Source organism: Streptomyces sp. NPDC052301, assembly GCF_044593395.1.
Taxonomy (GTDB): domain Bacteria; phylum Actinomycetota; class Actinomycetes; order Streptomycetales; family Streptomycetaceae; genus Streptomyces.
In genome coordinates this window covers 18,911-43,946 of record NZ_JBIUBE010000014.1, presented here as the reverse complement: position 1 = coordinate 43,946, position 25,036 = coordinate 18,911, and the positions used below count along the sequence as shown (strand labels likewise).

Below are 25,036 nucleotides of genomic sequence, written 5' to 3'. Positions count from 1 at the left end.
ACGAGAAATCGTCCGGTACCCAGAGCGGACTGGAACGGGAAGGCCGCCGTCGCGTGAGTACAGACCACCAGCCAGACCTCAAGGACCGCCCCGCGCGGCTCACCGTCGGCGTCGTCGGCGCCGGACGCGTGGGTCCGGCGCTCGCCGCGTCCCTCCAGCTCGCCGGGCATCGTCCGGTGGCCGTCTCCGGAGTCTCCGACGCCTCACGCAGGCGTGCCGAGGCCATGCTCCCGGACGTGCCCCTGGTGTCGCCCGCCGAGGTCCTCCAGCGCGCCGACCTGGTGCTGCTCACCGTCCCCGACGACGCCCTGCCCGGGCTCGTCTCCGGGCTCGCCGAGACCGCGGCCGTGCGGCCGGGACAACTGCTCGTGCACACCTCCGGCCGGTACGGCACGGCAGTCCTCGACCCGGCCCTGCGCGCGGGCGCGCTTCCGCTGGCCCTGCACCCGGCGATGACCTTCACCGGCACCCCGGTCGACGTCCAGCGCCTCGCGGGCTGCTCCTTCGGCGTCACCGCACCCGAGGAGCTGCGCCTGGCCGCCGAGGCCCTGGTCATCGAGATGGGCGGCGAACCGGAGTGGATCAGCGAGGCGAACCGCCCGCTCTACCACGCGGCGCTCGCCCTCGGCGCCAACCACCTGGTCACCCTGGTCGCCCAGTCCATGGAGCTGCTGCGCACGGCCGGTGTCACGGCGCCCGACCGGATGCTCGGCCCGCTGCTGGGCGCCGCCCTGGACAATGCCCTGCGCTCCGGTGACGCGGCCCTGACCGGGCCCGTCGCGCGCGGGGACGCGGGCACGGTCGCCGCGCACGTCACCGAGCTGCGCAAGCACGCCCCGCAGGCCGTGGCCGGCTATCTGGCGATGGCCCGCGCGACCGCCGACCGGGCGCTCGCGCACGGCCTGCTGAAGCCGGAGCTCGCCGAGGACCTGCTCGGGGTGCTCGCCGGCGGAAGCGGCGGCACGAACGGCACCGACGGCACCGAGGGGAACGCCTGATGACCACCGCCCTGCTGAGCACCGCCGAAGAGCTGCACGCGCGCGTGCGCCGGGGCCGCCGTGCCGTGGTGATGACCATGGGCGCCCTGCACGAGGGCCACGCGACCCTCGTCCGCACCGCGCGGGAGATCGCCGGCCCGGACGGCGAGGTCGTCGTCACCGTCTTCGTCAACCCGCTGCAGTTCGGCGCGGGCGAGGACCTGGACCGCTACCCGCGCACGCTGGACGCCGACGTGGAGCTCGCCGAGCAGGCGGGCGCGGACGTCGTCTTCGCCCCCTCCGTGGACGAGGTCTACCCGGGCGGCGAACCCCAGGTGCGCATCACCGCCGGCCCCATGGGCGAACGCCTGGAGGGCGGCTCGCGGCCCGGCCACTTCGACGGCATGCTCACCGTCGTCGCCAAGCTGCTGCACCTCACCCGCCCCGACGTGGCCCTGTACGGGCAGAAGGACGCCCAGCAGCTGGCGCTGATCCGGCGCATGGTGCGCGACCTGAACTTCGGCGTCGAGATCGTCGCCGTACCGACCGTGCGCGAGGACGACGGGCTCGCCCTGTCCAGCCGCAACCGCTATCTCTCGCCCGACGAGCGCCGGACGGCGCTCCTGCTGTCCCGGGCGCTGTTCGCCGGCGGGGACCGGCACGCCGCGCAGGAGGCGCTGCGCGCGCGTGCCCGCGAAGTGCCTTCCACGCAGGCGCGTGCCGAGGCGCTGAGCGCGATCGGCGAGTCCCGGGCGGCGGCCGACGCGCACGCGGTCGCCACGGCGGCCCCCGGCGGCCCGGCGGCCGTCCGCGCCGCCGCCCGCCAGGTCCTGGACGACGCGAGCCGCCTCGACCCGCCGCTCGAACTGGACTACCTGGCCCTGGTCGACCCCGCCGACTTCACCGAGATCGGCGACGACTTCACCGGCGAGGCCGTCCTCGCCGTCGCCGCCCGGGTCGGCACGACCCGGCTGATCGACAATCTTCCTCTGACCTTCGGAGCCGCCTCGTGACCAGCACAGGCATACGACTGCACGCACCCGCCCCCGGGTGGAACATCTCCGCGGACGTGGTCGTCGTCGGCTCCGGGGTGGCCGGCCTGACCGCGGCGCTGCGCTGCGAGGCCGCCGGGCTGACGACGGTCGTCGTCACCAAGGCCCGCCTGGACGACGGCTCCACGCGCTGGGCGCAGGGCGGCATCGCCGCCGCCCTCGGCGAGGGAGACACGCCCGAGCAGCACCTCGAGGACACCCTGGTGGCCGGTGCCGGCCTGTGCGACGAGGAGGCGGTACGGATCCTCGTCACCGAGGGTCCCGACGCCGTACGGCGGCTGATCTCCACCGGCGCCCACTTCGACACCGACGACGAGGGCGACATCCATCTCACCCGCGAGGGCGGCCACCACCGCCGCCGGATCGCGCACGCGGGCGGCGACGCGACCGGCGCGGAGGTGTCCCGGGCGCTCGTGGAGGCCGTACGCGCGCGTGGGCTGCGCACCATCGAGAACGCGCTGGTGCTGGACCTGCTCACCGATGCCGAGGGCCGTACGGCCGGTGTCACCCTGCACGTGATGGGCGAGGGCCAGCACGACGGCGTGGGCGCCGTGCACGCCCCCGCGGTGGTCCTCGCGACCGGTGGCATGGGCCAGGTGTTCTCGGCGACCACCAATCCGTCCGTGTCGACCGGCGACGGCGTCGCGCTGGCGCTGCGCGCGGGCGCGGAGGTCTCCGACCTGGAGTTCGTGCAGTTCCACCCGACCGTGCTGTTCCTCGGCCCGGAGGCCGAGGGCCAGCAGCCGCTGGTCTCCGAGGCGGTGCGCGGCGAGGGCGCCCACCTGGTCGACGGCGACGGCGTGCGCTTCATGGTCGGGCAGCACGAGCTGGCCGAGCTGGCGCCCCGCGACATCGTCGCCAAGGGCATCCTGCGGCGGATGCTGGAGCAGAGCGCCGAGCACATGTTCCTCGACGCCCGGCACTTCGGCGCCGACATGTGGGAGCACCGCTTCCCGACCATCCTGGCCGCCTGCCGCGCCAACGGCATCGACCCGGTCACCGAGCCCATCCCGATCGCCCCGGCCGCCCACTACGCCTCCGGCGGCGTCCGCACCGACGCCCAGGGCCGTACGACGGTCCCGGGCCTGTACGCGTGCGGCGAGGTCGCCTGCACCGGCGTGCACGGCGCCAACCGGCTCGCCTCCAACTCCCTCCTCGAAGGCCTCGTCTACGCCGAGCGGATCGCCGCCGACATCACTGCGGTGGCCGCCGAGAACGGCCTCCACGCGCGCGTGCCCCTCCCGGTCCCGCACCCCGAGAGGCCCGCGTCTCCCCTGCTCGCCCCCGAGACCCGGTTCGCCATCCAGCGGATCATGACCGAGGGCGCCGGCGTGCTGCGCTCGGAGGAGTCCCTCGCCGCGGCCGCCGCGCAGCTCCAGCGGCTGCACACCGAGGCCCGGGACGCGCTCGAGGAGAACGGCAAGACGGCCGAGCCCGGCGTCGACACCTGGGAGGCCACCAACCTCCTGTGCGTGGCCCGCGTCCTGGTCGCCGCCGCCCGGCTGCGCGAGGAGACCCGCGGCTGCCACTGGCGCGAGGACAGCCCCGAGCGCGACGACACCCACTGGCGGCGCCACATCGTCGTACGGCTGGATCCGGACCGGTCGCTGGCCGTACGCACCACCGACACCGCAGACTTCCCCCCTACCCGGTAACACCCAGCGCCTCAGGAGCAGTGACAGACGTGAGCACCGACGACCTTCCCCTCGCGCCCACCGGCGGCTGCGGCGACGGCTGTGCCTGTGGCGCGGACGGCGACGAGGAGTACCTGGAGAGCGGCCTCGACCCCGCGCTCGCCGAGCTGCTGGCCGCTGCCGGGCTGGATCCGATCGAGGTCGAGGACATCGCGAACGTGGCCATCCAGGAGGACCTGGACGGCGGCGTGGACGTGACGACCGTCTCGACCATCGCCGAGGAGGCGGTGGCCACCGGTGACTTCACCGCGCGCGAGGCGGGCGTCGTGGCCGGCCTGCGGGTCGCCGAGGCCGTGCTCTCCGTGGTCTGCACGGACGAGTTCGAGGTCGAGCGGCACGTCGAGGACGGCGACCGCGTCGAGGCCGGGCAGAAGCTGCTGTCGGTCACCACGCGCACGCGTGACCTGCTGACCGCCGAGCGCAGCGCGCTGAACATCCTGTGCCGCCTGTCCGGCATCGCGACCGCCACGCGCGCGTGGGCGGACGCCCTGGAGGGCACGAAGACGAAGGTCCGCGACACCCGCAAGACGACCCCGGGCCTGCGCTCGCTGGAGAAGTTCGCGGTCCGCGCGGGCGGCGGCGTCAACCACCGCATGTCGCTGTCCGACGCGGCCCTGGTGAAGGACAACCACGTGGTCGCCGCCGGAGGCGTCGCGCAGGCCTTCAAGGCCGTACGGGAGGCCTTCCCCGAGGTGCCGATCGAGGTCGAGGTCGACACCCTGCACCAGCTGCGCGAGGTCGTCGAGGCGGGCGCCGATCTGATCCTGCTGGACAACTTCACGCCCGACGAGTGCGCCGAGGCCGTCGGGATCGTCCGCGGCCGGGCCCTGCTGGAGGCCTCCGGCCGGCTGACGCTCGACATCGCGCGCGTGTACGCCGACACGGGCGTGGACTTCCTGGCCGTCGGCGCGCTCACCCACTCCTCGCCGATCCTGGACATCGGCCTGGACCTGCGCGAGGCGGAGTAACGGCGATGCTCCTCACGATCGACGTCGGCAACACGCACACCGTCCTCGGCCTGTTCGACGGCGAGGACATCGTCGAGCACTGGCGCATCTCCACGGACGCGCGCCGCACGGCGGACGAACTGGCGGTGCTGCTCCAGGGCCTGATGGGCATGCACCCGCTGCTGGGCGAGGAGCTGGGCGACGGCATCGACGGCATCGCGATCTGCGCCACCGTGCCGTCGGTGCTGCACGAGCTGCGCGAGGTCACCCGGCGCTACTACGGCGACGTACCCGCCGTCCTGGTCGAGCCCGGCGTGAAGACGGGCGTGCCGATCCTCACCGACAACCCCAAGGAGGTCGGCGCGGACCGGATCATCAACGCCGTCGCGGCCGTGGAGCTGTACGGCGGCCCGGCGATCGTCGTGGACTTCGGTACGGCGACCACGTTCGACGCGGTCTCCGCGCGCGGGGAGTACGTCGGCGGGGTCATCGCGCCCGGTATCGAGATCTCCGTGGAGGCGCTCGGCGTCAAGGGCGCCCAGCTGCGGAAGATCGAGGTGGCCCGGCCGCGCAGCGTGATCGGCAAGAACACGGTCGAGGCCATGCAGGCGGGCATCGTGTTCGGCTTCGCCGGGCAGGTCGACGGGGTCGTCGGCCGGATGGCGCGCGAGCTGGCGGACGACCCGGACGACGTCACGGTGATCGCCACCGGCGGGCTCGCGCCGATGGTGCTGGGCGAGTCCTCGGTGATCGACGAGCACCAGCCGTGGCTGACGCTGATCGGGCTGCGCCTGGTGTACGAGCGGAACGTGTCGCGGCTGTGAGGCGAGGCCGGCGCGCCGAGGTGCGCCGGCGCGCGGAGAACCGGTCCGGGTGACTGCGGCCGGGGGAAACCTCGAACGACACGCGGCGGCAAAACACCCTGGTCCGTCGCTTTTGTCCGATTAGCGGTACCTTCGCCGCATGCCCACGCCATACGGATCCCGCGGCGGCATGGCGTTCGGCGTGGAGGAGCTGCGTGTGCTCCGCCGCGCCCTCGCCCTCGCCCTCCACCCCGGCCGAGCGTCCGCCGAGGACGTCAAGGACTGCTACCGGCTCGCCGAGTCGCTCGACGAGGCGATGCGCGAGGGGGCCAGACTGCGCGCCTTCCTGGTGGCCGACCTCGGCCGCTACCGGGCCGCTCTTCCGGGTACGGCAGCCGGCTACCTGAGTCTGCTGGAGGAGGCGCTGGGCGCCGGGCACCGGCCGACGGCGGACGACCTCGCCGCGCTCCGCGCGTTGCGCGGGAACCCCGCGGCGAAGGCTCTGCTGGAGCGCTGCCGGACGCTGGCGGAGCAGGACGTACGGGCCCGGTTCGCGCAGGGGCCGCGCACGGTGCCCGCGCCCTCCGTGCCGGCCTCCAGGACGCGCCTGACGGCCCTCCCGGGGGGTGTGGGAGGCTCCGGGGCCGGAGCGGGGGCGGGACGGCCGGAGGAGCCGTCGAAACCGGCGGAGAAGCCCGCGCCGAAGCCCGCGCCGGCCACCCCCGAGCGGCCGGCGCCCGCACCGGCCGCGCCGAAGCGGCCCATCCCCACGCCGGGCGAGGTCTTCCCGCGCCGCAAGCCCGCGCCTCCGGCGCAGGCCGCGGGCACCTGCCGACTGGCCGCCGGCTGACGACCCGCCCCGCCTCCGGCGGGCCCCGGTCATTTCGGGCGTTCGGGGATGGCTACCCTGGTCCCATGGACTACGTCTCCGCGCTCGTGCCCCCGGTTGTGATGGCCGTGTTCTTCGCCGGTGTCGTCAGGGTGATCGTGAAGACCCAGGGCGGGGCCGCCAAGGCCAAGGAGGACGCGGCCGTCGACGCGGCCCTCGCGCGCGCGGAGGGCGTCCGCAAGGTCTCCGCCGGCGGCGACGCCTGAGCCGAGGCGCCCTCGCCGCCCTTCGCCGGCGAGCCCCTAGAGGCGGAACGCCCTTTTTGTTCAGATCCGCGGACTTGATGCACGTCCGGCACGCCATTGACCGGATCTCCCACTATTGTTCTGAGCTGTGCCTCGCCCATTGGGAGAACTCGAAGACGCGGTCATGACGCGGGTGTGGAAGTGGAACCGCCCGGTGACCGTTCGAGAAGTCCTGGAAGACCTCCAGCAGGAACGCTCGATCGCGTACACCACCGTGATGACCGTTTTGGACAATCTCCATCAGAAGGGCTGGGTCCGCCGCGAGGCGGAAGGGCGGGCGTATCGATATGAGGCCGTCTCCACCCGGGCCGCCTACGCAGCCGCCCTCATGAACGATGCCTGGTCGCAGAGCGACAACGCGGCCGCCGCTCTCGTCGCCTTCTTCGGGATGATGAGCGAGGAACAGCGCCAGGCCCTGCGTGACGCCGTACGCATCGTCCAGGGCCCGGAAACCTGGGAAGCCCCGCAAGCGCCGGAAGCCCGGGAAGAGGAGAACCCCGGCTCGGCGGGGGACACCGACGGGCGATAGCGTCCGCCCATGTCAGCAGAGCGTCTGTCCGCACAGCGTCCCGAAGTACCCGCAAAAGCCATCACCGTCCGCCGGGCCCGCACCAGCGACGTGCCCGCCGTGCGCCGGCTCCTCGACGCCTACGTCCGCGGCCGCATCCTGCTCGACAAAGCCACGGTCACGCTTTACGAGGACATCCAGGAGTTCTGGGTCGCGGAACGCGACGACAACGCCGAGGTCGTCGGCTGCGGTGCGCTGCACGTCATGTGGGAGGACCTCGCGGAAGTCCGCACTCTGGCGGTGAAGCCCGGACTCAAGGGCGCCGGCGTCGGACATCAGTTGCTGGAGAAGTTGCTCCAGACCGCACGCTGGCTCGGCGTTCGCCGGGTTTTCTGCCTCACCTTCGAAGTGGACTTCTTCGGGAAGCACGGCTTCGTGGAGATCGGTGAGACGCCGGTCGACACCGATGTGTACGCGGAGCTCTTGCGTTCCTATGACGAGGGTGTCGCGGAGTTCCTCGGTCTCGAACGAGTGAAACCGAACACCTTGGGCAACAGTCGGATGCTTCTGCATCTGTGATCGTCATTGCCCAGGTTCCCTATGTCCGAAACGCGCATGTTTCCGGAGGTGGGCGGTCCGCTCGGTCACTCCCAGGGGTTTGTGTTTTTCCGGCAAAAGCGGTTTGCTTTCCGACGTACTGCAGTACTGCATATAACAGGGGCGGCGAAACGGCGAACGCCGCACACCCCTGGCCCTCAACGTTATCGATGAAAGGAAATCCGGTGGCACAGAAGGTTCAGGTCCTTCTTGTCGACGACCTCGACGGCGGCGAGGCGGACGAGACCGTGACGTTCGCGCTGGACGGCAAGACGTACGAGATCGATCTCACGACCGCCAATGCGGACAAGCTGCGCGGCCTTCTCGACCCCTATGTCAAGGGTGGTCGTCGTACCGGAGGCCGTGCCTCGGGCGGGCGCGGAAAGACGCGTGCCGCTTCCGGTGGCAACCAGGACACCGCGGCGATCCGCGCCTGGGCGAAGGAGAACGGCCACGAGGTCAACGACCGCGGCCGTGTTCCCCAGTCCATCCGCGAGGCCTACGAGAAGGCCCACGGCTGATCCCGCCGGCAGGCGGACGGCCCGGCGCACGCGCGCCGCAGCCGGACCCGGTGACACTGCGCTGCCACCGTGTCCACCAGGCGTACGAGATCGGGGGCGCTCCCCTCGCGCCCCACGGCCGGCATCGCCGGCAGCCAGGCTTCGACCTCACCTCCCGGCCAGGGGGGCCGCAACCACACAGCGGCCCCCTGTTCGGCGTCGAACGGCCCGGAACCGCCCCGCACGCCACCGGCCCGCAGGGCACTCCCGGGAAGCGAACCGGGCGACGGCGAAACGACCGGCAGGGGCTCGAGCGGCAGGGATTCAGCCGGCAGGGACCTGACCGGCAGGGAATCGGCCCGCAATAAATCCCCCGGGCGGGGATTGTGCGGCGCGGAACCGGCGGACGCCGAAGCGGCCCCCATGGAATCGGCGCCTGCGCAGACGGGCGGAATCGGCGCTTCCAGCGTCTCGCCCGCCCCCAGGACCCGCAGGTCGAGGGCGACCCCGCCCCACTCCAGCCAGTCCAGCAGCCCCGGCAGTTCCTCCGCGCTGCCCGCGGCCACCAGCAGTTCCATCCGGTCGCCCCGCACGGCCACCGGAGAGTCCGGCGCGAGATGCCGGAGCGCCCCCGCGCCCGCCTCGGCCGGCACGTCCAGGACGTCGAACCGCACCCCTGTGAGCAGCCGCAGCGGCCGTCCGGGCACTGTCGCCCATCCCAGATCGTTCTCGTACCAGTGCCGGGCCCGGGCGTCCGGGCCGGCCGGCGGAGCGCAGGGCTCCGTCTCCGGATCGAGAGGTCGTCGGGGAAGGGGGACCGTATGGGACGCCCGGTCGCGGGGCGGGAAGCCCGCGGACGCCGTCGGGGACGGACCAGCCATGCCCCGTGCAACCGGCGGAGCGACCGGGAAGTTACGCTGGGTGCTCCGATGATCGCGCAGGGTGTCGAAAAAGGGGGCGCGCGGAGGTGTGGGGAGGCGCAAGGTTGTTCGCCCATAGCGGAGGGAACCGGTGCGCGCGGCATGGAGTGTCAGTCCCTGCGGGTAAGACATGCCTAGTGGGAGGGGGCGACACGCAGTACGGGCCGTCTCACGTTCGCCATGGGCGTACTGGCGACTGGGGTAACTGCCTGGCCTGCGGGAACATCGTCTCGCACCATCGGGTTGGAGCAGATGTCGGCGTTCGGGGTCAGGAGGCCATCGACGGTGTCGGCAGTTGGAATGAGCGGTCCCCGCTTGCGGGACTAAGCTGCGGAAGGACAGGGAGGGGAAGTTCCCCCCACTGCCTGACCGCTCTGAGGAGCGATTAACGATGTTCGAGAGGTTCACCGACCGCGCGCGGCGGGTTGTCGTCCTGGCTCAGGAAGAAGCCCGGATGCTCAACCACAACTACATCGGCACCGAGCACATCCTCCTGGGTCTCATCCACGAGGGCGAAGGTGTCGCCGCTAAGGCCCTGGAGAGCCTCGGCATTTCGCTTGAGGCGGTCCGCCAGCAGGTGGAGGAGATCATCGGCCAGGGCCAGCAGGCTCCGTCCGGTCACATCCCCTTCACCCCCCGTGCCAAGAAGGTCCTGGAGCTGTCGCTCCGCGAGGCTCTTCAGCTGGGCCACAACTACATCGGCACGGAGCACATCCTGCTCGGCCTGATCCGTGAGGGCGAGGGCGTCGCCGCCCAGGTCCTGGTCAAGCTGGGCGCAGACCTCAACCGGGTGCGGCAGCAGGTCATCCAGCTGCTCTCCGGTTACCAGGGCAAGGAGACCGCCGCCGCCGGCGGCCCGGCCGAGGGCACCCCCTCGACCTCCCTCGTCCTGGACCAGTTCGGCCGGAACCTCACCCAGGCCGCTCGTGAATCCAAGCTCGACCCGGTCATCGGGCGCGAGAAGGAGATCGAGCGGGTCATGCAGGTGCTGTCCCGCCGTACCAAGAACAACCCGGTGCTGATCGGTGAGCCCGGCGTCGGCAAGACCGCCGTCGTCGAGGGCCTCGCCCAGGCCATCGTCAAGGGCGAGGTGCCCGAGACCCTCAAGGACAAGCACCTCTACACCCTCGACCTGGGCGCGCTGGTCGCCGGCTCCCGCTACCGCGGTGACTTCGAGGAGCGCCTGAAGAAGGTGCTCAAGGAGATCCGCACCCGCGGCGACATCATCCTGTTCATCGACGAGCTGCACACGCTGGTCGGTGCGGGTGCCGCCGAGGGCGCCATCGACGCGGCTTCCATCCTGAAGCCGATGCTGGCCCGCGGTGAGCTGCAGACCATCGGTGCGACCACCCTGGACGAGTACCGCAAGCACCTGGAGAAGGACGCGGCTCTCGAGCGCCGCTTCCAGCCCATCCAGGTCGCCGAGCCGTCCCTGCCGCACACGATCGAGATCCTCAAGGGTCTGCGCGACCGGTACGAGGCGCACCACCGCGTCTCCATCACGGACGAGGCACTGGTCCAGGCCGCCACCCTGGCCGACCGGTACATCTCCGACCGCTTCCTGCCGGACAAGGCGATCGACCTGATCGACGAGGCCGGCTCCCGGATGCGCATCCGCCGGATGACCGCTCCGCCGGACCTGCGCGAGTTCGACGAGAAGATCGCCGCCGTCCGCCGGGACAAGGAGTCCGCGATCGACTCGCAGGACTTCGAGAAGGCCGCCTCCCTGCGCGACAAGGAGAAGCAGCTCCTGGCCGCCAAGGCCAAGCGGGAGAAGGAGTGGAAGGCCGGCGACATGGACGTCGTCGCCGAGGTCGACGGCGAGCTGATCGCCGAGGTCCTCGCCACGGCGACCGGTATCCCGGTCTTCAAGCTGACCGAGGAGGAGTCCAGCCGCCTGCTCCGCATGGAGGAGGAGCTGCACAAGCGGGTCATCGGCCAGAACGACGCCGTCAAGGCGCTGTCGAAGGCGATCCGCCGTACGCGTGCCGGTCTGAAGGACCCGAAGCGTCCGGGCGGTTCGTTCATCTTCGCCGGCCCGTCCGGTGTCGGTAAGACCGAACTCTCCAAGGCCCTGGCCGAGTTCCTCTTCGGTGACGAGGACGCGCTGATCTCCCTCGACATGTCGGAGTTCAGCGAGAAGCACACGGTGTCGCGTCTCTTCGGTTCGCCCCCCGGCTACGTGGGCTACGAAGAGGGCGGCCAGCTGACCGAGAAGGTCCGCCGCAAGCCGTTCTCCGTCGTCCTCTTCGACGAGGTCGAGAAGGCCCACCCGGACATCTTCAACTCGCTGCTGCAGATCCTGGAGGACGGTCGCCTGACCGACTCCCAGGGCCGGGTCGTGGACTTCAAGAACACGGTCATCATCATGACGACCAACCTCGGCACCCGGGACATCTCCAAGGGCTTCAACCTGGGCTTCGCGGCCTCGGGTGACACGAAGACCAACTACGAGCGCATGAAGAACAAGGTGTCGGACGAGCTGAAGCAGCACTTCCGCCCCGAGTTCCTCAACCGCGTCGACGACGTGGTCGTCTTCCCGCAGCTGACGCAGGCGGACATCCTGCGGATCGTCGACCTGATGATCGGCAAGGTGGACGAGCGCCTGAAGGACCGGGACATGGGCATCGAGCTCTCCCAGTCCGCCAAGGAGCTGCTGGCGAAGAAGGGCTACGACCCGGTGCTGGGCGCGCGTCCGCTGCGTCGTACGATCCAGCGCGAGGTCGAGGACTCGCTGTCGGAGAAGATCCTCTTCGGCGAGCTGCGCCCCGGTCACATCGTGGTCGTGGACACCGAGGGCGAGGGCGAGTCCCAGACCTTCACCTTCCGCGGCGAGGAGAAGTCGGCACTGCCCGACGTCCCGCCGATCGAGCAGGCCGCGGGTGGGGCGGGTCCCAACCTGAGCAAGGACGCGTAAGCCTCACGGCTCGTGGCCGAGTGTGAGGGGCCGGTGCTTTCGAGCACCGGCCCCTTTCTCAGTGCTGTTCGACGGTGACGTCCAGATCGGGGAAGAGCCTGCGCAGACGCGGGGCCGGGATGGTGTGGCCGGAGCGGTTCTGCAGGATCACCGAACGGAGTCCTGGCAGCCGGGGCACCAGGGGGGAGAGGTCCTCGCTCCCCTGCATGGAGACGACTCTCAGCATCTCCACACCCGGCAGTTCCGGCATCAGCTCGACGGAGTGCGGGAACTGCCGGAGGATCCGCGCGTTCACGTACAGGCGGGTCAAGCGGGGCAGTTGGGTGACGGCCTGCCAATCGGCAGCGGTCAGTTCCGTGGTCAGCGGCCCCAGGCTGAGGGTCTGCAGTCCGGTCCAGTGCTGCAGCCCGCGCAGCCCGGTGCCCTCGATGCTGTCGCGGCCCACGAACAGGAACTCCAGGTCCGCGTCGACCGGCAGGCAGTCGGTGAGTGCGGTGCCGGGCAGTTTCTGGTCCAGAGTGAGGCGGATGAGCGACCGCAGGGACCGCAGGCCGGCCGCCTCTGCGATCCCACCGAAGGCGAGACCCCGAAGGGGCAACACGGAAAGGCTCGCAAGGCCCTTGGCGGCGGGACAGTCGTCCAGCCACAGCTGATCGAGCGAGCTGAAGGGCGTCAGGGCTCCCAGGTCCGTGAGATGGGGGTTGTTGCGCAAGTCGATCGCGGTCACCGCTTCCGGCGTCGGCACGGCGGCCAGGACGTCCTCGGTCCGGTGCGGGCCGTGGAGGGAGAGCTGGGGCCAGTGGCGCATCCGGGCCAGGGCCCCGAGCTGTTCGGCCGACTCGCAGGTCAGCAGGAGGTTCGTCCGGTCCAGGTGATCCAGCACCTCGGTCGCGTACTGCTCCGTGTCGAACCGGCCCCATGTTCCGACGAGTTGGCGGCGTACGCCGAGGTCCGCATGCCCCCGGAACCGGCGCAGAACGGCCAGCGCCCCTTCCGGTTCCTCGGCGCCCAGGAGCGAGGCAGTGACCGTGACGTTCCGGGCCTCTTCGTCCGTCAGCCCCTCCGGCCCCGGCAGCAGTTCCAGCACCAGCGGCCCGGCTTCGGCCACACCACGCGCCTGCTTCGTCGTACGAGGAGGGATCAGCGTAGCCGCCCAGAACTGCACGTCGTCCCGCACCTTCGGGTCCAGGGCCGTCGCGTGCTCCAGGCAGGCCACCGCGAGCAGGGCGTGCCGATCGGTGCCCCGCTTCAGCAGTTGCCGCAGCAGGGAGGCCCGTTCCCGGGGCCGGGCGTGGGCCACCGCCATGCGGATGACGTCCTCCCACTGGGTGTCGTCGGCGTGGCCGATGAGGACGTCGAGGTGGCCTTCCTCGACGGCGTGGCGCGCGCCCAGGTAGTCCTGGAAGGTGCGGTGGACGAAGTCCAGGACCCCTTCGGCCGGCTGGCGCAGCAGGCCGCTGCGCAGCAGCAGGACGCGCAGCACCGTCGCCGCGTCGCCCTGTCCCGCGGCCGAGGCCACCGCCGGCAGTGAGCGCTCCACGAGCCCCTCTGCGGTCTCCAGGTCCATCTCCGTCCGCCCGCTCAGCACCAGCGCGTACGCCAGCCGCTGCAGCAGCTCCAGCTGGGCCTCCTCACTCAGCTCGATCGTCATCCCCCGCTCCCGGTCCCGGCGGGCCAGCAGCATCGCCAGGGCGGCGTCGTACAGCTCCTTGCGGCCGGTGGGGAGGTAGCCCCGGCGTTCGCGGTGCAGGGCGCAGATCAGGCCGCACATCAGGGGGTTGGTGGCCAGGCGGGCCAGGTCGCGCTTGGTGCGCAGGGAGTCCAGGAGCGGGCCCTCGTACTCGGGTGCTCGGGCCGCCTCGTGCCAGCGCCGTACGAACGTGGTGACCTCGGAGCGGCGCATCGGGGCCAGGGTCAGTTCCCGGAAGCCCTCCTGGGCCAGCCAGTCGGGGCGTACGGCGGTCGGGCGGGAGGTCAGCAGCCATGCGTTGCCGGGGTAGGCGGCGAGCAGCGCACGCAGCCAGTCGCGGGTGCGGTGGCGGTCGGCGGACGGGATCTCGTCCAGGCCGTCCACCAGGACCAGGCCCCGGCCCGCCGTCAGCACCCGCTCGGCCCAGCCCTCCGGAGGGGTCAGCGGGCAGCCGACCGCCTTGAGGAAGTCGGCGGGCGAGGGCAGCGGGCCCGTACGGATCAGGGTGCGCAGCGGCAGGACGTACGGGATGCGGTCGGCGTCGCGGGCCGCCGTGACCGCCAGCCACTGCACCAGGGTGGTCTTGCCGGAGCCGGCGTCGCCGCGCAGCAGGACGCGGGAGTCGGTGCGCAACGCCTCCTCGGCCGGCAGGCGGCCAGGTGCGTTCACGGGGCGTTCGCCGGGTACCGCGTCCGGCACGGGTTCCTCGGCCCCCGTCGCCTCCAGGCTCAGATAGGCCACTTCCAGGGGCCAGCGGTCGGGGGAGTCGCGCAGGTCGATGCCGTAGATGGTGATGTGGTTGTGCTGCTGCGCGAGGTGGGGCCGGTAGCGGCGTTCGAAGGCGGTGTCGCGGGCGTCGGGGCGCGGGATGCGGGCGATCAGCTCGTCGACCTTGGCGATCAGGTCGCGCTGGGTCCGGGTCTGCTCCACCAGGGTCCGTGCCACGAAGGTGGACCGGCGGCTGAAGAACTCCAGGATGTGCAGGCACGCCCACTGCGTCGCGGAGTCGAGGAAGACGCAGGCGTCGCCGGACAGTCCGTCGGGGGGCGGGGCGTGGCGGTGCAGCCGCTGGGCGAGTTCGTGGCTGCCGAGGCGTACGGCCTGGACGTCGTCCATGTCCAGGTCGCCCAGGGCGAGCAGCCGGGCGGCCAGGGTGTCGGTGACGGCGGTCTCCTCGTCGGGCGGGAACGGCCGTTCGCCGGGGGAGGCCATGGCCTCCGTGACCAGGCGGCCCGCGAGCTTGCGGACCTCCTTCTCGCCCAGCGTCCGCTGCTCCCCCCGGAAGGAGACGAGCGCGGACAGCCGCACCGGCTTGTCGACCAGCCCCGCGCCCGGCCCGTCCTGGACGAAGAGCTTCCGTACCAGCGGTCCGATCACGCCGGACGCCAGCTTGCTGCCCAGTACCGTCGGCTCCATCCGCCCCACCCCCGTGGTCGTGCCCGCTCAGGCCTGCGGATGGAGCCTAACGCGGAGACCCCCGCCGGAGATCTCCGCCGGGAGTCAGGACAACTGCCCGTTGTAGTCAGGCAGTTTGAACGTCTTCTCGGCGTGCCCGCCGGACAGGTCCGTCGCACTGTTGCCGATGTTCGCGATGATCGTGTAGCCCTTGCCCTCGATGTCGGCGCGCTGGGCGGTCTTGTAGGCGGCGACGTCCTTGAAGAGGTCGAACAGACCGCGGACGTAGAGGCCGGAGACGTCGTAGCCGTCGTGCTCGAGGTTGTACTCGGTGGGCAGGTAGATGATGCCGGGGCGGGCCGTGACGAAGAAGAGCGAGACGCCGTGCTCCTGGGCGTACTTCGCGACGTTCAGGACGGGCTTGTTGGCCGGCTGGGGGTAGGTGAAGCCGAAGTCGGTCTCCAGCGTGGTGTTGTCGATGTCGAAGACGATCGCCTGCTTCTCACCGGGCCGGGCGGCGGCGATGCGGTCCTTCAGGTACGGCAGGGCCTGGTCCATCACCGACTGGCAGTCCTTCTGCCAGGTGGCGTAGTCGACCTTCGTGGCCGAGGTGGCCGAGGTGGCCGAGGTGGCCGTGGCGGAGGATTCCGCCGTGGTCGCCGCCTGGGCCGGGGCGGCCATCGCGGCCAGGGCGGCCACGGAGACGGCGGTTGCGGACATGCGGCGCGCCCAGGGGCGTCTGGTCATCGGTGGGGGTCCTCTCACGTCCGTACACGGGCTGGTCGCGTCCGTACACGTGCCTGAATGTCAGGAGCATGATCTGAGGTGAGGGTGGCGCGAGAGGAACCGTAAGGTTACCGATCGGTAGGCGCCTAGGGGTCTGCGTCACATTTCTCCGGGGGAATGCGAGAGACCTGGGTCACCTCGATGTCGGATTTCCGGTGACTGATTCATATTTGCCCGGGGGATTCGAGAGGTCTGGGTCACATATGCCGGGGTGATGCCAAGAGGTCTGGGTCACATTGGCCGACCGGAGCGCCTGGATGTCGGTGATGTGGCACACAAGGGATATGGCCCGTACGAAGGCGCATAGTGATGCCATAAAATGGGCAAAATGGACATTCTTTAGAAGCGACCCCTGAAACTGGCAGGTCAGCCTATCCGTGTCGGATGTCCCGTGTGTCAAGAAGTGGGCGTTTTGCCAATATCTACTATGAGGCGGCGTAGATAGGGCCCTTTGTGCCGACCTGGGAAGTCGGGTTACCAATGAATGGCCCCACCGGCGAAGTGAATGTCAGTGCGCCAGGTGGTCGTTCTGTCTCCGAACCCATGAGGTCTCGAATGTTCCAGCGCGTCACGTCCCGCTCTTCCCGTACGTCCTCGCTCCGTACCCGCGTGGCCGTTCTGGCCGCCGGTCTCGGCGCCACGGCCGTGGTGGGTACCGGGGTCGCGAACGCCGCCGCCCCGTCGGCCGCGTCCTGGGTCGACCCGGTGAAGTCGTACACGCTCACCGCCAGCTTCGACCAGGGCGGCAGCCACTGGATGCACCGGCACAGTGGCCAGGACTTCGCCGTCCCGGTGGGCACCAACGTCATGGCGGCGCACGACGGCACCGTCGTCAAGGCCGGCCCCAACGGCGGCGGCGACGGCCCGGCGTACGGCAACGCCATCGTCATCAAGCACGCCGACGGCCAGTACTCGCAGTACGCCCACCTGTCCAGGATCGACGTGAAGGTCGGCCAGGCCGTCAAGACCGGTCAGCACATAGCCCTGTCCGGCAACACCGGCAACACCACCGGCCCGCACCTGCACTTCGAGATCCGTACGACCCCGAACTACGGCTCCGCTGTCAACCCCGTCGCTTTCCTGGTGAGCAAGGGTGTGAAGGTCTGACCTAGTCCAGGTGGGCGCCCTTGTGCGCCTGTGTGACGAGGTCCACGGCGACTTCGAGAACGGCCTTGCGCTTCTTCTCGGAGTCGCCTTCCAGGTCCTGCATCACGAACATGCCCGCGTGCAGCGTGAACATCGCGCTGATGCACCGGACCTGGTCCACGAGGTCGGCCTCCGGGTCGATGAGGATGTCCCGCAGGCCGCGCATGCGGTCCTTGAAGGTGTCGCCGATGCGCAGTTCGCGCACCGTCGCCTGGTTCTCCTGCATGAAGCGGAACAGCGGCTCCGCGCCGTCGAGGGCCGCGCTGTAGCGCCGTACGATCTCCTGCTTGGTCTCCAGTGTCGGCGGCTGCTGCCGGCCCCACTCGATCAGGTCCTCGATCGGCTTCGTCAGGTCCTCGAAGAGGCTGACGATGATCTCTTCCTTCGTCTTGAAGTGGTAATACAGGGCCGCTTTGGTGACGTCGAGCCGCTCGGCGATCTCCCGCAGGGAGGTCTTCTCGTATCCCTGCTCCGCGAAGAGTTCGAGCGCCACGTCCTGGATGCGCTGGCGGGTGTTGCCGCGGCGCTGGTGCTTGGTGCCGTCCATGGTGACGCCCATCCTCGTACTCCTCGCGCTCCCGCGGAAACTTACTTGACGCCCGGCTAGTGACAGGTCTACCTTCCCAGTGTAGTGAACTAGCCGGGCGGCAAGTAAGTAGTGCCGCAGGGGGAGTGGAAAGATGGCGGACACGATCGAACGCGCCGCAGAGACCGCGGCGGAGACCAAACAGCCCAAGAGCGTACGGGTGGTACTGCTCGCGCTCATGATCGCGATGATGCTCGCGATGCTCGACAACATGATCGTGGGCACCGCGATGCCGACGATCGTGGGCGACTTGGGCGGCCTGGAGCACCTGTCCTGGGTGGTCACCGGCTACACCCTGGCGACCGCGGCCTCGACCCCGGTCTGGGGCAAGGTCGGTGACATGTACGGGCGCAAGGGCGCCTTCCTCAGCTCCATCGTGATCTTCCTGGTCGGCTCCGCGCTGAGCGGCATGGCCCAGAACATGGGCCAGCTCATCGGCTTCCGTGCCGTGCAGGGTCTCGGAGCCGGCGGTCTGATGGTCGGCGTCATGGCGATCATCGGCGACCTGATCCCGCCGCGGGAGCGCGGCAAGTACACGGGCATGATGGCCGGCGTCATGGCGCTGGCGATGATCGGCGGCCCGCTGGTCGGCGGCACGATCACCGACAACTGGGGCTGGCGCTGGTCCTTCTACATCAACCTGCCGCTCGGCGCGGTCGCGCTCGTGCTGGTCTCCGCCGTGCTGCACCTGCCGAAGAAGCGGGCCCAGGCACGCATCGACTACCTGGGTGTCGTCCTGCTGACCGTGGGCATCACGGCGATCGTGCTGGTCACCACGTGGGGCGGCAGCGAGTACGCCTGGACCTCCGCGCGGATCATGGAGCTGATCGCCCTCGGCGTCGTCTCGCTGATCGCGTTCGTGTGGTGGCAGACCAAGGCCGTCGAGCCGGTGCTGCCGCTGCACATGTTCCGCAGCCGCAACTTCACCCTGATGTCGGTCATCGGCTTCATCACCGGCTTCGTGATGTTCGGCGCCACGCTCTACCTGCCGCTGTACCAGCAGTCGGTGCAGGGCGCCTCCGCCACCAACTCCGGGCTCCTGCTGCTGCCGATGCTCGGCGCGATGCTCGTGACCTCGATGGTCGCCGGGCGGATCACCACCAGCAGCGGCCGCTACAAGGCGTTCCCGATCGTCGGCGGCGCGCTGATGATCGTCGGCCTCTACCTGCTGTCGCTGATGGACACCGGGACGACCCGGGTCACCTCCGGCGTCTACATGGCCGTGCTGGGCCTCGGCATGGGCTGCCTGATGCAGATCACCATGCTGGTGGCGCAGAACAGCGTGGAGATGAAGGACATGGGCGTGGCCTCCTCGTCCTCGACCCTGTTCCGTACGCTCGGCTCCTCCTTCGGTGTGGCCGTGATGGGCGCGCTGTTCAACCACCGCGTGCAGCACGTGATGGCGGAGCGCGCCGGTGCGGCGGGCAGGCACATGACCGAGAAGTCGGCGGCGCTGGACGCGAAGAGCCTGGCGAAGCTGCCGGCGCCGATCCGGGAGGCGTACCAGTACGCGGTGTCCGCCGGCACCCACTCGGCGTTCCTGCTCGGCGCGGTGATCGCGGTGCTGGTGCTGGTCGCGGCGCTGTTCGTCAAGGAGGTGCCGCTGCGCGGCGGGGCGCAGGCCGCCGCGAAGGGCGGCGACGACGGGGGTCCCGCTCCCGTGATCGACGCCGTCTGAGCCGCGGCCGCAGCCGGACGGGCAGTCCGGGCCGTGGCCGAGAGCCGTAACTGAGATGACGGGGGTCCCGCTCCCGTGATCGACGCCGTCTGAGCCGCGGCCGCAGCCGGACGGGCAGTCCGGGCCGTGGCCGAGAGCCGTAACTGAATCGAAGACCCCCGGTCGGTGTCCGCCCCGGGGGTCTTCGCCTCATCAGCGGCCAGGCTCCTGCCCGCAGCCCCTCAGCCCCCGCCGCCCGACACCGGCAGCGTCGGGTAGCTCCCCGTGCTCGTCGGGGCGTGTTCCGGGAGCCACAGGACCGCCACCGCGCCCTCCGCCGGAAGGTGGGCGGGGGTTCCGGCGGGACGGATGTTGCGGAAGGTCAGGCGGGCCCCGAGGACGCGGGCCTGGCCGGCGGCGATGGTCAGGCCCAGGCCGTGGCCCTTGCCTGCGCGGTCCTTGCTGCCGGTGCGGAAGCGGCTCGGGCCGTCCGCCAGGAGTTCCTCCGGGAAACCGGGGCCGTGGTCGCGGACCCGGATGACCCGGCCCTCGACGGTGACCTCGACCGGCGGTCTGCCGTGCCGGGCGGCGTTGGCGAGCAGGTTGAACAGCACCCGCTCCAGGCGCCGTGGATCGGTGGTGACCTCCGACTCGTGCACCACCCGCACGACGACGTCCGGATCCTTCACGGCCACGCGCCGGGCGACGAACTCGCCGAGCATGATGTCCTGCAGCTCGGCCCGCTCCGACGCCCCGTCCAGGCGGGCCACCTCCAGCACGTCCTCGACGAGCGTGCGCATCGCCTTCGCCCGGTCCAGGACCAGTTCCGTGGGGCGGCCGGGCGGCAGCAGCTCGGCGGCCGTCAGCAGACCGGTCACCGGGGTGCGCAGCTCGTGCGCGATGTCGGCGGTCACCCGCCGCTCGGCCTCCAGCCGCTGCTGCAGCGCGTCCGCCATGGCGTCCACCGCGCGCGCGAGATCGTCGGTCTCGTCCCGTACGACCCCGCCGATGGCCTTCCGCACCCGGACGTCGGTCTCGCCCTTGGCGACCTGGTTCGCGGCGGCGGCGGCCTTGCGCAGCCGCCCGGACAGCTGTCCGCCGATCAGCACGCCGAGTGCGCTGCCCCCCAGCACCACCGCGATGGAACCGATGACCAGGGCCTGGTCGAGGTCGTTCAGCACGTCCGCCGAACGGTCGGGGAAGTGACTGTGCAGCGACAGCACCCGCCCGTCCTTCGCCGGCACGGCCGCCCAGATGTCCGGCGGCCCGCCGCCGTGGTCGGAGACGTCACTGACCCGGCGGCCGCCCTCGACCTTCTTGCGCAGGGCGGGCGGCAGCCGGGGATCGTCGACCTTGATGTCGGGGAAGTTCGGATGCCGGTATCGGTCGTAGAAGCCCTGGGCGAGCTGCACGCGCTCGTTGGCCAGGTCGCGCGCGTTGTCCAGCATCGAGACCCGGGCCGCGTTGTGCACGACCAGGCTGAGCGCCACCGCCACCAGCCCGGCCACCAGCGCGATCGCCGCGCTCAACTTCCATCTGAGGCCGGTCCGCAGGCCCACCCGCTCCATGCGCCGCACCGGTCGCCGAAGGAACCCCCGCATCTCCGCCCCGCTCAGGCCTTCAACTTGTAGCCGAAGCCGCGGACCGTCTCGATCCGGTCCTGGCCGATCTTCTGGCGCAGCCGCTGCACATGCACGTCCACGACCCGGGTGTCCCCGCCCCAGCCGTAGTCCCAGACGCGCTCCAGCAGCTTGTCGCGCGAGAGCACGGTGCCCGGCGCGGAGGAGAACTCCAGCAGCAGTCGCATCTCGGTCGGGGTGAGCGCCACCGGCTGCCCGGCCCGCCGCACCTCCATGCCGTCGGTGTCGATCTCCAGTTCCCCGAAGCTCAGTACCCCGCCGGTCACCTCGTCCACGCTGCTCTCGGTGTGCCCGTTGCCACTCGCGTGCCCGAAGCGGCGCAGCACCGCGCGGATCCGGGCGACCAGGACGGCACCGTCGAACGGCTTGGTCACGTAGTCGTCGGCGCCCGCCTCCAGGCCGAGCACGACGTCGATGGAGTCGGCGCGCGCCGACAGCATGATCACCGGAACGGTCGACTCGTCCCGGATGCGACGGCACAGGCTGACCCCGTCCAGCCCCGGGACCATGACGTCCAGCAGGGCGATGTCGGGACGGTTCGCCCGGAACGCCTCCAGGCCCGACAGTCCGTCGGGCATGGCGGTGACCGCGAAGCCGTCCCGCTCCAGGGCGAGTTGTGTGGCCTCACGGATGACGTCGTCGTCCTCGACGAACAGGACGTGGGTCTGGTCTGCCATCCCGGTGCTCTCAGTCCTCGTGGTGTGCTCGTGGGGGGTCGGTCGAACGGCGTGGGTCAGTTGTCCGCGGACGTCTCGTCGCCGCCGGTCTTGCTGTAGTAGTTGTCGTGTCTGTTCGCCTCGGTGAACCGGCCTGCCTTCCAGCTGTACGTGATCACGGTCTCGCGGGAAGGGTTCGACATCGTGTCGTCCGTGTCGTACACCTGCTTGGTCACGGTCAGGTTGGTGCCGTCGATCTCCCCGTAGATCGGTGCCTCCTCCGCCCCGAAGACGTTCTTGTACGTGCCGGAAACGTCCCGGTACACGTACGCGGCGATGCCCACACCGTCGCTGCAGGTCGTCACGTTGACGAGGAGGTCGTTGACCGATCCGTGGGTCAGATCGCCGTAGGAGAGGTTGACCGGATAGTCGCCGCCGTCGCACGGCTTCAGTTCCCGCTTCACCGTCACGGAGACCGCCGGGTCCCGCTTGATCAGCGCGGCCGCATCCACCCGTTTGTAGCCGCGTGCCGCGCTCGGCGTGGGGGAAACGAGGGCTCCCGCGACCGCCGACGCGTGTGCCGGGCCCTCGTCCCGGGTGCCGGTGCCTCCCGTGCCGCACGCGGCGACGAAAAGGGCGATGGCGGCGAGCACGGCACCCGCCGTGATCACCGCCTGTGAAGTGGTTCGGACCCGGTCGGGTCCTGCCCCCGTCAGGCCGCGCAACGCTCCCGCTCCTCACGCTCCAGCGCGCGTGCGTCCAGATCGCGGGCCTCCAGCTCCTCACGGAGCCGGGCGAGCGCCCGGTGCAGCGTGCTCTTGACCGTACCGGCCGACATACCGAGGGCCGCGGCCGTCTCCTCTGTGGACATCTGCTCCCAGTGTCGCAGCACCACGACACTGCGCTGCTTCGGAGCGAGCACCTTCATGACGTCCATCAGCAGGGCACGGTCGGCGTGCTGCTCGGTGGAGTCCTCCACGGACGCGTCCGGCAGCTGCTCGGTCGGGACCTCCTCGAGCTTGCGCGCCCGCCACCACTCGGTCCGGGTGTTGATCATCACGCGGCGCAGGTAGGCGTCGGCGAGCCGCTTGTCGGCGATGCCTTCCCAGCGGCCGTACGTCCGCACCAGCGCGGTCTGCAGCAGGTCCTGGGCGTCGACCGGGTCCGGAACCAGCCGGCGCGCGCTGCGCAGCAGCGCGTCCTGCCGGGTGCGGACGTACTCCTCGAACTCGAGCACCTCACCCTGCGCCATGATCAACCGCCTCCGTTCCCCGTTCACTCCGGCTTCTCGCCCGAAGTCCTGCTGTCCCCGTGTTCGTGTCCCGTGGTCTGTCGGGCACGGACAGAAAGTTACGGAGCGGTTGTCACGGGGCTGTGCGGACCAGCCTGCGGCTAGCAATCGGCTATCCGTCGGTTGTGTAACGGAAGTCGGAACGGGGTAGAGGAGGTGGTTGATATATCCCTTTCCGGGATGGTTTGTCGGGCTGATCGCTCCGTAACGAAGGCCGATCGCCTGTGACTTGGCTGTCCGTCAGCTCAGCGGCAGCCGGTACAGCCCGTCGGGCAGCGGCTCCACGAGACCGTCCGTGACGAGCCCGTCGAGCGCGCGGGCGCGCTGCACCGGCTCGTGCCACACCCGGTCCAGCACCGCCTGCGGCACCGGTGCGTGCGCCTCGCGCAGCACGGCGAGCAGCTTGCCGCGCACCTGCCGGTCCGTACCGGCGTACGTCTGCCCGCGCCGCGGCGGCCCCTGGTGCTCCGGCTTGCCCGCGAGCCGCCAGGCGCACTGCGCGGCGATCGGACACCGCGGGCATCCCTCGTTCTTCGCCGTGCACACCAGCGCGCCCAGCTCCATGGAGGCGGCGGCCCAGCGGGCGGCGGTCCCCTCGTCCTCCGGCAGCAGCTCCCGCGCGAGCCGCCGCTCGGCGGCCGTGGTCGCGTTCGGCGGGTACTGCACCCCGCTCACCGCCCGCGCGAAGACCCGGCGCACGTTCGTGTCCAGCACCGGATGCCGCTGCCCGTACGCGAACGAGGCCACCGCCGCGGCCGTGTACTCGCCGATGCCCGGCAGCGCGAGCAGCTGGGCGTGGTCGGTGGGCACGTCCCCGCCGTGCCGCTCCGTTATGGCGGCGGCCGCCCCGTGCAGCCGCAGGGCGCGGCGCGGATAGCCGAGCCGGCCCCAGGCGCGCACCGCCTCGCCCGGTGCCTCCTTCGCCAGGTCGGCGGGGCGGGGCCAGCGGGACAGCCACTGCTCGTAGACGGGCAGCACCCGGCTGACCGGAGTCTGCTGGAGCATGAACTCGCTGACCATCACCCCCCAGGGACCCGCCTCCGGGCGGCGCCAGGGGAGGTCGCGGGCGTGGGCGTCGAACCAGGCGATCACGGGGGTGTGGAGCTTCTCAGTCATGGCCTTTCCGATCCTGCCACGGGTTGACGGGCAGCGTGCGTGACGGCGCGGTCACCGAACGTGGTGAACCGTGAAGAACCGCGGGTGTGACGGCAGTTGCCGGGATGATGATCCGGAAAAGTTGGTGCTCACGCGGCGGGTGGGGCGAGCAAGCGCGACGATCTCTCGTACAGTTTGGGCCGTGGGATCTCTGCGCAATCCGGTCGGGCCGCTTCCCTCCTCCATCTACTGGCGACGGAGGGTCGTACTGCTGTCGGTGGTCGCCCTGTTGGCGCTGCTGATCCTCTGGATCGTTGCCCCCGGCGGCGGGGGAGGCAAGAAGGGCGCCGACGGGTCCAACGGCAAGAATCCCACGCAGACGATCACGCCGGGACCGTCCGAGTCCGGGCCCGCGTACAGCCAACACCCGGGCGGGCGCGACGAGTCGAGCGGCGGGGGCTCCGGCGGGAGCGGCGGCGGCTCGGGCGACGGCGCGTCCGGCTCCGCGGGGGCCTCCGGTTCTTCCGGGGCTTCCGGATCCGACGACGGCTCGGCCGGCGGCTCCGGATCGGCCACCGGCGGTGGGAACGTCGGTACGGGCGATGCGCTGCCGGCCTCCTCGAGGCTGCCCGACTGCACCTCCTCCGCCCTGGCGTTGAACCTGCGGAGCCTGCACAACTCCTACTCGCCGGACCAGACGCCGACCTTCGAACTCACCGCGAAGAACAGCTCGTCGGCCGACTGCAAGGTCGATCTCGGCCCGAAGAGCGCGGTGTTGACGATCACGCGGGCCGACGCGGACGACGCGTTCTGGTCCTCGGCCGACTGTCCCGAGGGTGCGGGCAGCCTGGTGTTCCGGGTGCCTGCGGGCAAGAGCATCACGTACACCGTGAAGTGGGACCGGAAGCCGAGCGCCGCCCACTGCGCGACGCCCTCCGGGGGGTCGGCGCAGACGGGCACGTACCTGCTGGAGGCGAAGGCACCGGGCTTCGGGAAGACGCAGGCCTCGTTCGTCCTGTCGGCCGACTGAGGCGCGGCGCGGCCC

The 25,036-nt window shown here is 70.9% G+C and carries 23 protein-coding genes; 14 read left to right on the top strand and 9 right to left on the bottom strand.

The features are described from left to right. Window positions 1-53: 53 nt before the first annotated feature. From ACIHEJ_RS31620 to ACIHEJ_RS31575, 10 genes are all read left to right on the top strand, one after another. On the top strand, window positions 54-998 hold the full coding sequence (locus ACIHEJ_RS31620; RefSeq protein WP_400140545.1) for a Rossmann-like and DUF2520 domain-containing protein: 945 nt from the start codon (window positions 54-56) through the stop codon (window positions 996-998). Beyond that, window positions 998-1,990, top strand: a complete 993-nt coding sequence (gene panC, locus ACIHEJ_RS31615) for a pantoate--beta-alanine ligase (RefSeq protein ID WP_400140543.1) — start codon at window positions 998-1,000, stop codon at window positions 1,988-1,990. Before ACIHEJ_RS31620 ends, panC begins: the two co-directional genes overlap by 1 nt. Then, the gene (locus tag ACIHEJ_RS31610) at window positions 1,987-3,684 is read left to right on the top strand and encodes an L-aspartate oxidase (protein ID WP_400140541.1); all 1,698 of its coding nucleotides are present in this window, start codon (window positions 1,987-1,989) and stop codon (window positions 3,682-3,684) included. Before panC ends, ACIHEJ_RS31610 begins: the two co-directional genes overlap by 4 nt. Window positions 3,685-3,713: 29 nt before the next feature. Next, on the top strand, window positions 3,714-4,691 hold the full coding sequence (gene nadC, locus ACIHEJ_RS31605; protein WP_400140539.1) for a carboxylating nicotinate-nucleotide diphosphorylase: 978 nt from the start codon (window positions 3,714-3,716) through the stop codon (window positions 4,689-4,691). A gap of 5 nt (window positions 4,692-4,696) precedes the next feature. Next, the gene (locus tag ACIHEJ_RS31600; RefSeq protein ID WP_366015183.1) at window positions 4,697-5,494 is read left to right on the top strand and encodes a type III pantothenate kinase; all 798 of its coding nucleotides are present in this window, start codon (window positions 4,697-4,699) and stop codon (window positions 5,492-5,494) included. 169 nt (window positions 5,495-5,663) lie between these two features. Beyond that, entirely contained in the window at window positions 5,664-6,323 is a 660-nt protein-coding gene (locus ACIHEJ_RS31595) for a hypothetical protein (RefSeq protein WP_400140825.1), read from the top strand. 65 nt (window positions 6,324-6,388) lie between these two features. Continuing rightward, the gene (locus tag ACIHEJ_RS31590) at window positions 6,389-6,568 is read left to right on the top strand and encodes a hypothetical protein (RefSeq protein WP_400140537.1); all 180 of its coding nucleotides are present in this window, start codon (window positions 6,389-6,391) and stop codon (window positions 6,566-6,568) included. 139 nt (window positions 6,569-6,707) lie between these two features. Continuing rightward, window positions 6,708-7,136, top strand: a complete 429-nt coding sequence (locus ACIHEJ_RS31585) for a BlaI/MecI/CopY family transcriptional regulator (protein ID WP_400140535.1) — start codon at window positions 6,708-6,710, stop codon at window positions 7,134-7,136. Window positions 7,137-7,145: 9 nt separating this feature from the next. Beyond that, complete coding sequence (locus ACIHEJ_RS31580) at window positions 7,146-7,694, top strand: amino-acid N-acetyltransferase (RefSeq protein ID WP_400140533.1); 549 nt, start codon at window positions 7,146-7,148, stop codon at window positions 7,692-7,694. A gap of 203 nt (window positions 7,695-7,897) precedes the next feature. Continuing rightward, window positions 7,898-8,233: an Lsr2 family protein gene (locus ACIHEJ_RS31575; protein WP_400140531.1), complete on the top strand. Its 336-nt coding sequence runs from the start codon at window positions 7,898-7,900 to the stop codon at window positions 8,231-8,233. On the opposite strand, the gene ACIHEJ_RS31570 is transcribed toward ACIHEJ_RS31575, so the two are convergent. Further along, entirely contained in the window at window positions 8,212-9,093 is an 882-nt protein-coding gene (locus tag ACIHEJ_RS31570; RefSeq protein WP_400140529.1) for an SCO3374 family protein, read from the bottom strand. The genes ACIHEJ_RS31575 and ACIHEJ_RS31570 overlap by 22 nt on opposite strands. A 430-nt stretch (window positions 9,094-9,523) precedes the next feature. On the opposite strand from ACIHEJ_RS31570, the gene ACIHEJ_RS31565 reads away from it, so the two are divergent. Next, a complete protein-coding gene (locus ACIHEJ_RS31565) occupies window positions 9,524-12,049 on the top strand; it encodes an ATP-dependent Clp protease ATP-binding subunit (RefSeq protein ID WP_400140527.1) in 2,526 nt (841 codons plus the stop codon). A 58-nt stretch (window positions 12,050-12,107) separates the two neighbouring features. On the opposite strand, the gene ACIHEJ_RS31560 is transcribed toward ACIHEJ_RS31565, so the two are convergent. Continuing rightward, the gene (locus tag ACIHEJ_RS31560; RefSeq protein ID WP_400140525.1) at window positions 12,108-15,155 is read right to left on the bottom strand and encodes an NACHT domain-containing protein; all 3,048 of its coding nucleotides are present in this window, start codon (window positions 15,153-15,155) and stop codon (window positions 12,108-12,110) included. A gap of 84 nt (window positions 15,156-15,239) precedes the next feature. Beyond that, complete coding sequence (locus tag ACIHEJ_RS31555; RefSeq protein WP_400140523.1) at window positions 15,240-15,881, bottom strand: HAD family acid phosphatase; 642 nt, start codon at window positions 15,879-15,881, stop codon at window positions 15,240-15,242. 594 nt (window positions 15,882-16,475) lie between these two features. On the opposite strand from ACIHEJ_RS31555, the gene ACIHEJ_RS31550 reads away from it, so the two are divergent. Then, entirely contained in the window at window positions 16,476-17,027 is a 552-nt protein-coding gene (locus ACIHEJ_RS31550; RefSeq protein WP_400140521.1) for a M23 family metallopeptidase, read from the top strand. A gap of 1 nt (window position 17,028) precedes the next feature. Here ACIHEJ_RS31550 and ACIHEJ_RS31545 read toward each other — a convergent pair whose 3' ends face one another. Continuing rightward, window positions 17,029-17,625 (bottom strand): TetR/AcrR family transcriptional regulator, encoded by a 597-nt coding sequence (locus tag ACIHEJ_RS31545; RefSeq protein WP_400140519.1) that lies wholly within the window; start codon window positions 17,623-17,625, stop codon window positions 17,029-17,031. A 121-nt stretch (window positions 17,626-17,746) separates the two neighbouring features. On the opposite strand from ACIHEJ_RS31545, the gene ACIHEJ_RS31540 reads away from it, so the two are divergent. Next, window positions 17,747-19,330 (top strand): MDR family MFS transporter, encoded by a 1,584-nt coding sequence (locus ACIHEJ_RS31540; protein WP_400140517.1) that lies wholly within the window; start codon window positions 17,747-17,749, stop codon window positions 19,328-19,330. 221 nt (window positions 19,331-19,551) lie between these two features. On the opposite strand, the gene cseC is transcribed toward ACIHEJ_RS31540, so the two are convergent. The 5 genes from cseC to ACIHEJ_RS31515 form a co-directional block, all read right to left on the bottom strand. Continuing rightward, window positions 19,552-20,910 carry a two-component system sensor histidine kinase CseC gene (gene cseC, locus ACIHEJ_RS31535; protein ID WP_400140516.1) on the bottom strand — a complete coding sequence of 453 codons (1,359 nt, stop codon included), beginning with the start codon at window positions 20,908-20,910 and terminating at the stop codon, window positions 19,552-19,554. 11 nt (window positions 20,911-20,921) lie between these two features. Further along, window positions 20,922-21,626, bottom strand: coding sequence for a two-component system response regulator CseB (gene cseB / locus ACIHEJ_RS31530; protein WP_400140514.1), 705 nt, complete (start codon window positions 21,624-21,626; stop codon window positions 20,922-20,924). 56 nt (window positions 21,627-21,682) lie between these two features. Further along, window positions 21,683-22,330, bottom strand: a complete 648-nt coding sequence (locus ACIHEJ_RS31525; protein ID WP_400140512.1) for a hypothetical protein — start codon at window positions 22,328-22,330, stop codon at window positions 21,683-21,685. Then, window positions 22,318-22,857 (bottom strand): SigE family RNA polymerase sigma factor, encoded by a 540-nt coding sequence (locus ACIHEJ_RS31520; protein ID WP_055703482.1) that lies wholly within the window; start codon window positions 22,855-22,857, stop codon window positions 22,318-22,320. Before ACIHEJ_RS31520 ends, ACIHEJ_RS31525 begins: the two co-directional genes overlap by 13 nt. A gap of 279 nt (window positions 22,858-23,136) precedes the next feature. Continuing rightward, the gene (locus ACIHEJ_RS31515; RefSeq protein WP_400140510.1) at window positions 23,137-24,012 is read right to left on the bottom strand and encodes an A/G-specific adenine glycosylase; all 876 of its coding nucleotides are present in this window, start codon (window positions 24,010-24,012) and stop codon (window positions 23,137-23,139) included. 181 nt (window positions 24,013-24,193) lie between these two features. Between ACIHEJ_RS31515 and ACIHEJ_RS31510 the strand changes: the two genes are divergently transcribed. Further along, on the top strand, window positions 24,194-25,021 hold the full coding sequence (locus ACIHEJ_RS31510; protein ID WP_400140508.1) for a hypothetical protein: 828 nt from the start codon (window positions 24,194-24,196) through the stop codon (window positions 25,019-25,021). Window positions 25,022-25,036 lie beyond the last annotated feature (15 nt).

Excerpts from the sequence above, each read along its gene's own strand:
- panC (WP_400140543.1), top strand. The coding sequence starts at position 998 with ATGACCACCGCCCTGCTGAGCACCGCCGAAGAGCTGCACGCGCGCGTG.
- ACIHEJ_RS31600 (WP_366015183.1), top strand. The coding sequence starts at position 4,697 with ATGCTCCTCACGATCGACGTCGGCAACACGCACACCGTCCTCGGCCTG.
- ACIHEJ_RS31595 (WP_400140825.1), top strand. The coding sequence starts at position 5,664 with ATGGCGTTCGGCGTGGAGGAGCTGCGTGTGCTCCGCCGCGCCCTCGCC.
- ACIHEJ_RS31590 (WP_400140537.1), top strand. The coding sequence starts at position 6,389 with ATGGACTACGTCTCCGCGCTCGTGCCCCCGGTTGTGATGGCCGTGTTC.
- ACIHEJ_RS31580 (WP_400140533.1), top strand. The coding sequence starts at position 7,146 with ATGTCAGCAGAGCGTCTGTCCGCACAGCGTCCCGAAGTACCCGCAAAA.
- ACIHEJ_RS31570 (WP_400140529.1), bottom strand. The coding sequence starts at position 9,093 with ATGGCTGGTCCGTCCCCGACGGCGTCCGCGGGCTTCCCGCCCCGCGAC.
- ACIHEJ_RS31565 (WP_400140527.1), top strand. The coding sequence starts at position 9,524 with ATGTTCGAGAGGTTCACCGACCGCGCGCGGCGGGTTGTCGTCCTGGCT.
- ACIHEJ_RS31560 (WP_400140525.1), bottom strand. The coding sequence starts at position 15,155 with ATGGAGCCGACGGTACTGGGCAGCAAGCTGGCGTCCGGCGTGATCGGA.
- ACIHEJ_RS31555 (WP_400140523.1), bottom strand. The coding sequence starts at position 15,881 with ATGACCAGACGCCCCTGGGCGCGCCGCATGTCCGCAACCGCCGTCTCC.
- ACIHEJ_RS31550 (WP_400140521.1), top strand. The coding sequence starts at position 16,476 with ATGTTCCAGCGCGTCACGTCCCGCTCTTCCCGTACGTCCTCGCTCCGT.
- ACIHEJ_RS31545 (WP_400140519.1), bottom strand. The coding sequence starts at position 17,625 with ATGGGCGTCACCATGGACGGCACCAAGCACCAGCGCCGCGGCAACACC.
- ACIHEJ_RS31540 (WP_400140517.1), top strand. The coding sequence starts at position 17,747 with ATGGCGGACACGATCGAACGCGCCGCAGAGACCGCGGCGGAGACCAAA.
- cseC (WP_400140516.1), bottom strand. The coding sequence starts at position 20,910 with ATGCGGGGGTTCCTTCGGCGACCGGTGCGGCGCATGGAGCGGGTGGGC.
- cseB (WP_400140514.1), bottom strand. The coding sequence starts at position 21,626 with ATGGCAGACCAGACCCACGTCCTGTTCGTCGAGGACGACGACGTCATC.
- ACIHEJ_RS31520 (WP_055703482.1), bottom strand. The coding sequence starts at position 22,857 with ATGGCGCAGGGTGAGGTGCTCGAGTTCGAGGAGTACGTCCGCACCCGG.
- ACIHEJ_RS31515 (WP_400140510.1), bottom strand. The coding sequence starts at position 24,012 with ATGACTGAGAAGCTCCACACCCCCGTGATCGCCTGGTTCGACGCCCAC.